The 8899-nt window shown below is 49.7% G+C and carries 7 protein-coding genes; 1 reads left to right on the top strand and 6 read right to left on the bottom strand.

The genetic code is table 11. The features are described from left to right. From ACTG33_RS14650 to ACTG33_RS14635, 4 genes are all read right to left on the bottom strand, one after another. Nucleotides 1-1850 (bottom strand): retention module-containing protein (locus ACTG33_RS14650; protein WP_439135967.1); only part of this gene is annotated, 1850 nt, incomplete at its 3' end. A gap of 133 nt (nt 1851-1983) precedes the next feature. Further along, nucleotides 1984-3267 (bottom strand): TolC family outer membrane protein, encoded by a 1284-nt coding sequence (locus tag ACTG33_RS14645; protein ID WP_439135966.1) that lies wholly within the window; start codon nt 3265-3267, stop codon nt 1984-1986. Nucleotides 3268-3510: 243 nt separating this feature from the next. Further along, nucleotides 3511-4905, bottom strand: coding sequence for an HlyD family type I secretion periplasmic adaptor subunit (locus ACTG33_RS14640; protein ID WP_439135965.1), 1395 nt, complete (start codon nt 4903-4905; stop codon nt 3511-3513). Continuing rightward, nucleotides 4895-7069: a type I secretion system permease/ATPase gene (locus ACTG33_RS14635; RefSeq protein ID WP_439135964.1), complete on the bottom strand. Its 2175-nt coding sequence runs from the start codon at nt 7067-7069 to the stop codon at nt 4895-4897. Before ACTG33_RS14635 ends, ACTG33_RS14640 begins: the two co-directional genes overlap by 11 nt. A 119-nt stretch (nt 7070-7188) precedes the next feature. Between ACTG33_RS14635 and ACTG33_RS14630 the strand changes: the two genes are divergently transcribed. Continuing rightward, on the top strand, nt 7189-7524 hold the full coding sequence (locus ACTG33_RS14630) for a hypothetical protein (RefSeq protein ID WP_439135963.1): 336 nt from the start codon (nt 7189-7191) through the stop codon (nt 7522-7524). Nucleotides 7525-7550: 26 nt separating this feature from the next. Here the strand turns inward: ACTG33_RS14630 and ACTG33_RS14625 are convergent, their stop codons facing one another. Together ACTG33_RS14625 and ACTG33_RS14620 are read right to left on the bottom strand one after the other, a co-directional pair. Next, entirely contained in the window at nt 7551-8219 is a 669-nt protein-coding gene (locus ACTG33_RS14625; protein ID WP_439135962.1) for a cytochrome c3 family protein, read from the bottom strand. 2 nt (nt 8220-8221) lie between these two features. Next, nucleotides 8222-8740, bottom strand: coding sequence for a nitrate reductase cytochrome c-type subunit (locus ACTG33_RS14620; protein WP_439135961.1), 519 nt, complete (start codon nt 8738-8740; stop codon nt 8222-8224). Nucleotides 8741-8899: the final 159 nt, after the last annotated feature.

Genomic DNA, 8899 nt, shown 5'->3' with positions numbered 1-8899 from the left:
ACTTGCCAGGTCGCACCGCCGTCATTTGAGTACTCAAGAGGAACCAGGTAATCATTCGTGTACTCAGCGATTTGATAACCGAGAGCTGCACTCAGATTTTCACTGGTGAAGTTGATGTTCAGGATAGAATCGGTATCAAACGATAATTCACTGTTCAGGGTGAATTGATTGAAGCCGTCGCCTTCATTGACGTCATTGATGTCGGCGGACAAGTGCGATTTGTAAGTATCTTGCGTGGAAGACGTGACCTCTTTGAACGCAGTCCAATCTTCTACGCGGTAGTCGAGAGTCAATCCTTCAAGATCGTATTGGTCATAACCATCATTCAAAACAATGGCGTAGTTGCCATTACCCCGATCTTCAATAGTGCCAATATCCTGATAATCAGCACTAAGCTGTACATTTTTCACCAAGAGGTTTGCAGTAATGACCTGCTGCCCTACAGCGCCTGCCAGCAAATCGCTGGTGTTGAACGTGATTTCACCGTCCAGCTCGCTGTAGTTATAGCGAACAGTGCCACCCGGTACGTCAATGGTATCGACCTGACGCTCATCAGCTGCGTCCGGAGCCCGATCGCCAGCAAGCTCCTGAATAGTATCCGCCACGTGCTCCATGGCCTGGCTTTCAAATAGGTTAGCGCCAGAGCCACTGGAGTCCATCTCGCTCTCACGAGTGAATTCAATCCCTAAGGAGTCCAGGACTTCGGACAGCATTTGCTTGCCTGCTGTCGCCAAATTAAGAGGTTCACCGGTTGTCGGATCAATATAACCGGTCAATGCATCGCGAACCGCTTGGGTAATATTGATGTTGGACGCATAGCTGGCATCGAGATTTTGCAGATCATTAGTCTGCAGAATACCGTCACCCGGAGTACTGTCCTGCAGGTCATCATCAAGAGCCTGCAGAAAAATCGCCATATTTTCGAGGTAATTGGTATTGTTGTCTGACAAATCAGTGCCAACAATATCCTGCAGAAACAACAAGCCATTTTGAATGGCATCTGCACTGAACTGAGCAACGGTCACGTCGCCCACGGTGAAGGTAATGGTATCGCCAGCACGGAAAGCAAAAGAGCCCGGCTCACCCTGGTCGCCGGTCAGTCCCGTCAAGCCTGAAGATGTGGTGTAAGTGACGCCATTGACAAAGTTGTCGGTAAAGCTGGCGGTATTAAAATCAGGCGCAGGAGGCGGTGGTGGTGTCGGCGGAGTAACAGTACCGGAGCCACCTGTACCAGAACCACCCGTGTCAGTGCCTGAATCGGCACCGCCTAAGGTGAACTGTCCAACTTCTGGACGATAAAGCTCGATGGATTGATTAAACTGCAGACCTTCGGTTTCAAAACCACTGGTGGGCGTGACCCGCTCACCGGTATACGCGATACGAATACCGCCTTCTATAGAGTCACTGCCTGTGGAGACGGCACCGTCTTCACCTGCGGCAGGTGTCGGTAACAACTCATCCAGAGACTGTCCCTCTTCAAGAGCTTGAGCCAGACGATCAAAATCGACAGTACCTTCGATACTATCTTCAGCATCGACATCTTCGAGCAGAGCCACTAAACGCTGATCAAGGGTTAACTGCTGATCTTGCCCCAGAGTCACAACGGTGCCGTTGTGAAAGGTCAGCACCAGTACACTGGCTCCTGCGGTGAGGACTGTGTCGTTAAGGTGGATAATCTGACCTTGGGCTAACGACTGGGTACTCTGGGAATTACGAACAGACACTTCGCCTTGAATGGCTTCGACGCGAGCCACACCAGACTGTGCAGCCGGGCTTCTGCCTTCCGTCGCTGACTCAGTTGAGGGTGTGTTGGCTGTATCCGTGTTGTTCGTCATATCATCATTCGCCATACTGTAAACGCTCTTTATATACGTTTTTACACACAAAAGGGTTCAGAAGAACCCCAGAGTCTCAATGTAGTTACAAACAGTATTACAACTGCTCGACCGCCTGGCCTTTGTCCATCAGCGGTTTCCCTTCACTCTAGGCACCACCAATATCCTGTAGCAGCTCTCCCATGGAGTTCAGCACTCGGTATTGGGAGAAGACGCCATCATAGTTTGCATTGATCAACGCTCGTCTTGACTCGACCACTTCGTTCTCGGTATTCAGCAAATCCAGCAGTGTCCGACGCCCAATATTGAACTGCTTTTGATAAGCCGTGCGAGTGTCTGCTGCCGCTTGTACATGCATTTCCAGATACTTCATCTGTTGTTCAATGGTTTTGTAAGCGCTCCAGGACAAGCGCAAACTCTCAATCACCTGACGCTGAGTATTGTTACGGATATCCCGTGCCTGCTCTAACAGATACGCCGTGCTTTTACGGCGAGCGCTGTCGGCACCACCATTATAGAGATTATAGCTGACGCGCAAAGCAACAATCGTATCTTCATTATCGCCTTCCACCCCGTCGATATCTTCATCCCAGCGGCGATCTGCCTCAAGTTGCAGACGTGGCCAGTATGAACTTTCTGTGGCCTCATATTGAGCTTCGGCCGATTCGACATCCGCTTTAGCAGAAAGTAGCGTTGGATGCTGATCCAGAGCAATTTCTTCCGCATTCTCGAGCATTGAAGGCAACGTCTCGTTTACGGTTGGAAGTTTAAGGGCAGAAATATCCGGAAACATACCGGTAACCCGGTAAAAGTTGGTTTTGGCATCCAGAAGGTTGTTTTGAGCAGTCAGCATATTGCTCTGTGCCAATGCCAAGCGGGCGGAAATCTGATCCAGATCAGCCTTACTGCCAACACCAGACTTGTTACGCAGCACCATTTGGTCATGGATATTTTGATGCTCCCGAAGCGTTTCACGGGCCAAATTCAGCAAGTCACCGAAGCGCAGCAGGTTCAGATAAACCTCTGCCACTCTGAGAGCTGTGTTTTCTTCGACTTCCACCACTTTATAGCCCGCACTGGATTCGCGGGCTTGCTGACGGTTGACCTCTTCACTGGTAGCAAAACCATCAAATAACATCTGACGAGCAGACACAGACGCCTCATGACGGGTCAGAGACACCTCTTCATCACCTGTTGACGGGGTCTGTACCTTTTGACGGCCAATACCCGCAGCCAAATCAACCGTCGGCAAATAGCCTGCTTTGGCCTCACGGACTTCTTCGCCGCGGGATTTAACAACATTGCGAGCAGCCTGAACCTCAGGGTGAGTGTTCAAGGTATGCTCAACAGTATCTTTCAGGCTCAGGGCGTTGGCATAGCTAGCCAATCCAACCAAAGCAGCCCCAACCCACAATGTTTGTAATCTTTTCATATTAAGGATGTAGTCCTTACTCCAAAAAAGTGTGACGCGGTTCACGAAAAATGATTTTACAGTCAATAACGCAGTAAAAGAACTAATTTTTAATCACTTAAACGCATTAAACGTACAATATCAGCCCAAAAAGACCATTAGATGATCAATTAAGCGCCAAAACTTCAGCATTTTCAGCAGAACACTTAAGGAAAAGGGCCTTTCGGCCCTTCAGAACTATCTCTCGGAAACCACCTTACAAAACTACCTCTCCCGAAAAGCAAGCTGCTTGGTCTTCAAAATGGGCTTTAACAAGTAATCCAGCACCGTCTTTTTACCCGTTAAGATATCGACACTGGCGGTCATGCCAGCAATGATGGGCAGTGGTTGCGATTCACTGCCCAGAAAGGCGCGATCGGTCTCGATACGCACCAGATAAAAGCTTTCATCTTTGTCATCCACAATGGTATCCGGGCTGATCAGTACAACCTTGCCGTCGAGTCCGCCATGGACCGAAAAATCATAGGCGGTAAACTTCACCTTGGCCTGTTGACCGGGGTGCAAAAAGGCAATATCTGACGGTCGCACTTTCGCCTCCACCAGCAGCTTGTCGTCTGTGGGTACAATTTCGACAATATCCATCCCAGGCTGGATCACGCCGCCAATAGTCTTAACCAACAGCTGTTTCACCGTTCCTGAGACCGGTGACTTCACCAGTGTTCGCTGAACCCGATCCTCCAGAGCACCACTGGTTTCGAGCAAACGCGAAAGCTCTGCCTGGGCCTCGCTCATTTCGGTGTAGGCTTCTGTCTGAAAAGCCAGTTCCGCATTACCGAGTTTTTGCTTTGCCTCTTCCAGGCTCGAAGCCGCCCGCGGCAAGGCCAGTTCAGCCCCCTGCAACTCCCCTTCCAAATCATTCACCTGACGCTGTAGACGCAAGAGCTCAACCTGAGAAATCGCGCCCTCTTCCGCCAGCGGAGCCGTCATTCTCAACTCGCTTCTGAGCAGGTTGAGGCTGCGCCTAAGATGATCCCGTTTTGCCGTCAGTTCTGAGACTTCCTGTTTCTTCTGCAGCATTTGCTCCTGCAATACCTGAGTGCGACTTTGCAGTTCACGGCGGCGGGACTCATGGACTGCCAGTTCTTCATTAAGATATTTGGGCTTAATATCGGGGTACTCATCAATAGTAAACGGGGTTCCCTCCGCTTCAGCTTTCAGACGAAATACCTTCGCTTTAAGCTGCATGAGAGTAACGTCCGCCTCTCTGAGAGATGAAGAGAACTGGGTATCATCAATACGCAACAGAGGCTCTCCACGCTTCACCATTTGCCCTTCATGCACAAACAGTTCTGACAAGATTCCCCCTTCAAGGTTCTGCACAATTTGCACATTACTGGAAGGAATCACCTTGCCCTCACCCCGAGTAAATTCATCCACATTGGCAAACGCCGCCCACAACAGCATCACAAGGAAAAACGCGGCAATGGCCCACAACAATTGCTGACCGCCGCGAGGAGACCTCTCCATGACCGCACCGGCAGCCGATGACATGTAGCTGATCTCTTCAACGTCGGCTTCTGAATCCGCCTCAAACCATTGCTTCCACAAAGGTTTACCACGCCATTCCTGTTTAAGTGCATTTTTAAGATTATGAAACACGAAGCTGCCCTTTTCGTAATGCTTCCAATACCTGCTCTTTTGGCCCATCCGCAATCAATTTGCCGTTGTCGAGAACCAGAACCCGATCCACCAGCGATAGCAATGCGGTTTTATGGGTAACCAGAACCAGTGTTTTCCCAGCTGTTGCTTCAGCCAGCTTCTCTTTTAAACGCACTTCACTGCTCTGATCCATTCCCGTTGTTGGCTCATCCAGCAAATAAATGGGCGGATCATTCAACACCGCTCTCGCCACGGCAATACTTTGGCGTTGCCCTCCTGATAAAGCATGTCCACGCTCACCCACCGGACGGTTAAAACCTGACGGATGATTATTCACGAACTCAGTGACACCGGCGATATCGGCGGCCCGGATAATATCCTGGTCTTCCACATGCGGAGAACCATAGATAATATTGTCTTTGACTGATCCATAAAAAAGTATCGTATCCTGAGGCACGCAACCAATATTGCGACGCAGATCGGCAGGGTCGATTTGCTTGATATCCACGTTATCCACCAGCACAGCGCCATCCTGAGACTGATAGAGTCCGAGCATCAACTTTTGCAGGGTCGTTTTACCTGACCCAATACGACCGATAATCCCGACTCGCTCGCCAGCTTTGATCTCAAAAGAAATGCCGTCCAACGAGGTCACTTGCTCTTCAGGGTAGGCAAAACGCACCTTATCAAACCGAATACTGCCTTCCAGCTTCGGACGCTGAACAAACGACGCTTCCTCTTCCCGCTCCTGAGATTTGGCAATCACCTCTTCAAGGCCATGATAGGCAGTCACCGTCTGGTGATAATTGACCAGTAAGCCTGCCACCTGCCCCATGGGCGAAAGGGCACGGGAGGTCAGCATTACAGAAGCAATCAAAGCCCCCATCGTCAGCTCGCGCTCGGCAATCAGGTAAACACCAATCACCACAACCGCGATGGAGGTAAACTGGATAATCCCCGACGAAACTGTGGCCGAAGAATTAGACAGCATCCTCATACGCTGTCCCCAGCGAGCCAGATGCCCAACTGAAGCTTCCCAAACCCCTTGAATTCGCCCCTCTGCCCCTAAAATCTTCACCGTTTCCAGATTAGAGAGAGTTTCAACCAGGGTGCCGTTTTTCTGAGCCCCCGCCTGATACGTTTGCTCAACGGCATAGCGCAGTGGGCGCTGGATATACAGGGCATACCCAATAATAATCGGGATCGCCAAGAGCGGCGCAAATACAACCGGGCCACCGATATACGCAACGACCAACAAGAACAGAATCGCAAAAGGTAAATCCACAAACGTTGTTACCGTAGTGGAGGTGATAAAATTCCGGACCGTCTCAAACTCTCTCAACTGACTGGCAAACGCCCCCACGGACTGAGCTTTCTCAGACAGTCTGGCCCCTAGCACCCGCTCCAGAATATAACTGGACAGCAAAATATCCGACTTCTTACCTGCCACCTCAAGAAAGTAGGTGCGCAACGTTTTTAATAAAAGATCAAACCCGTAGACAATTCCCACCCCGATCGCTAGCACCCACAGGGTTTCAATGGCGTTGTTCGGCACTACCCGGTCGTAGACGTTCATTACAAACAAGGGATTGGCCAGGGCAAAAATATTGATTAATAACGAAGCCAGTAATACATCGCGGTAAATCCGCCAGGACCCCGCAATCACACTCCAGAACCAGTGCCCGTGCCTGCGCGATTTAATGTTTTGGGTGCGCTTATCAAAGCGAAAGGTCGGCTTGGCAAAAATACAATAGCCGGAATAGTGACCATCCAGCTCTTCCAAACTGATTTGTTGCTCACCATCGGTTTCAAGGTCCAGTACCAGTGCCTGCCCCTTCTCAGACTCAATTTTGATCAGTACCACAGCCTGCTCATCATTCAGCAAGAGCACCACAGGACAGACAAGTGGGCTGATATCCGATAATTTCCGCCTGATAACCTGAGCCTTTAAACCCGCACGGCCGGCTGCGCGGACAAACAACTCCGGTGTGAGCTTCTCCTTAACCAGAGGCAAACCCGCCGTTACAGAAGCAGGAGAACAGGGCCTGTGCTCAAGTCGAGCCAGTTGCATTAGACAGGTTAACAGGGGATCAAATACCCCTTCAGACGCTTCGGTCTGTGCATCGAGGTCTTGAAACAAGTCAGATGGGCCTTGAACAGTCATAGAAATTCACTGATGATTGATGTCCATAACATTGTAAACGAAACTCCCCAAGGATGTAGCCATTCAACATAGCACGGACGATACCACAGCCATTCAACCTTGTAATATCAGGACTCACCATGCCGTACGCTATCCGCAACGCCAAAGGACATATCATCGCACTGCTCAACGAACCAGCAGTGGGCGCCGAAGAGTTTGTCTCAGCCAATCATCCTGATATAGATCTATTTCTCAACAGCGATGGCGACCTCAACCCTAAATTCGCACTGGCCGAATCCGACAGAGACATTGCGCGGGTAACAGAAGATCTGATTCATTTGTTGGTGGCCAAAAACGTTATCCTGTTTACAGAACTGCCCTCGCCGGTACAGCAGAAACTGCTAAACCGAGAGAAACTACGCTCCAGCTTACAGGGATCGGTGGATAACTTTTTGGACGAAGATGAATACTTATAAATTGACAGGCAAGATGTTAGCGGGAACTACTCAGGGTTTTCATTGATCACCTGGGCGATGTATTTTTGCCAGGGTTCGAGCTTCTTATTCTTGATACTGGGCTTAACATGACCAATAGGCACCCCTTCCATATCAGGCAGGTGATGAGCGATTCCCTTGTGACAATCTATACAGGTCTTATTGCCACTGGCCAATTCGGTGGAATGCATCGCCCTTGCACGAGGAGACTGCACGGTAAAATCCATGTACTCAAAGTTGTGGCAATTGCGACACTCCCGAGAATCATTCGCTTTGAGTCTCCGCCATTCACGCTCTGCTAAATGACGACGTTTCGCCAAAAATTTGTCACGTGTATCAATACTGCCAAACACCTTACCCCACACTTCCTTGGAAGCTTCCATTTTACGGGCTATGTTGTAGGTCCAGTCATGGGGCACATGGCAATCCGAGCATACAGCGCGCACCCCAGAACGATTGGTGTAATGAATCGTCGAAGTTAATTCCTGATAGGGGTTGTCGTTCATTTCATGACAACTGATGCAAAAGGTCTCAGTGTTGGTTACTTCGAGAGCAGTATTGAACCCCCCCCAGAATATAATTCCTGCCAGAAAGCCTCCCATACTGAGAGTCCCCAGCCCGATATACGCCGAAGGGCGATTGAATACCCTCCAATACTCCTTGAAAAATTTCAGCATGCTTACTCCGTTTCTTGAACTTGAGAGTTGTTATGCTTTGATTTTCCTGCATTGTTCTTCTGACTCTCAGCCAGAACCGCCTCGATCCCTTTGAAATTACTGCCAGTAGCTTGCTCTACTGCGTGCTGCGGTACATGACATTGCAAACAAAAATACCGCCTCGGTGACACCGCAGCCAATATCTGATGATCCCGATCCAGGTAGTGAGTAATGCTAACCATAGGTGCACCACTGTCTGGACTGCGAGCACGACTGTGACAAGTCAGACATTGATTGAAGTTTTTCGTCAGTTGATAACGCTCCACGGAGTGCGGAATCGTGGGCGGTTGATCCGGGTAATTACGCATTGGTTTTTTAAGCGGGGTAACCGTTGCAGGAATATTCGGTGCAGGCGTATCGTTCGCCAGTGTTCCGCCTGATCTCACACCGTCAAGAGCTGGTGCATTTAAAGAATTGTCCGCCCAAACCATGAACGACGCTACGGCTGACAGCAAAACCATGAAAACAAGCTTCTTGTTCATAACTCCTCCACAGCCATATCTGGCACTGTTGTTGGGGTTGTTACTATCATTAAGCTAGACTCACCAGTTCAAACTTCACCGCACATTTTTTGAAATCTGTCTGCTTTGAAATCGGATCGGTTGCATCCAGAGTCACCTTATTAATCAGGCGATTGGCAT

Source organism: Pseudomaricurvus sp., from assembly GCF_965662505.1.
Taxonomy (GTDB): Bacteria; Pseudomonadota; Gammaproteobacteria; order Pseudomonadales; family Cellvibrionaceae; genus Pseudomaricurvus.
The sequence above is the reverse complement of the archived record's forward strand: the minus strand, read 5'-3'. Positions and strand labels throughout refer to the sequence as shown.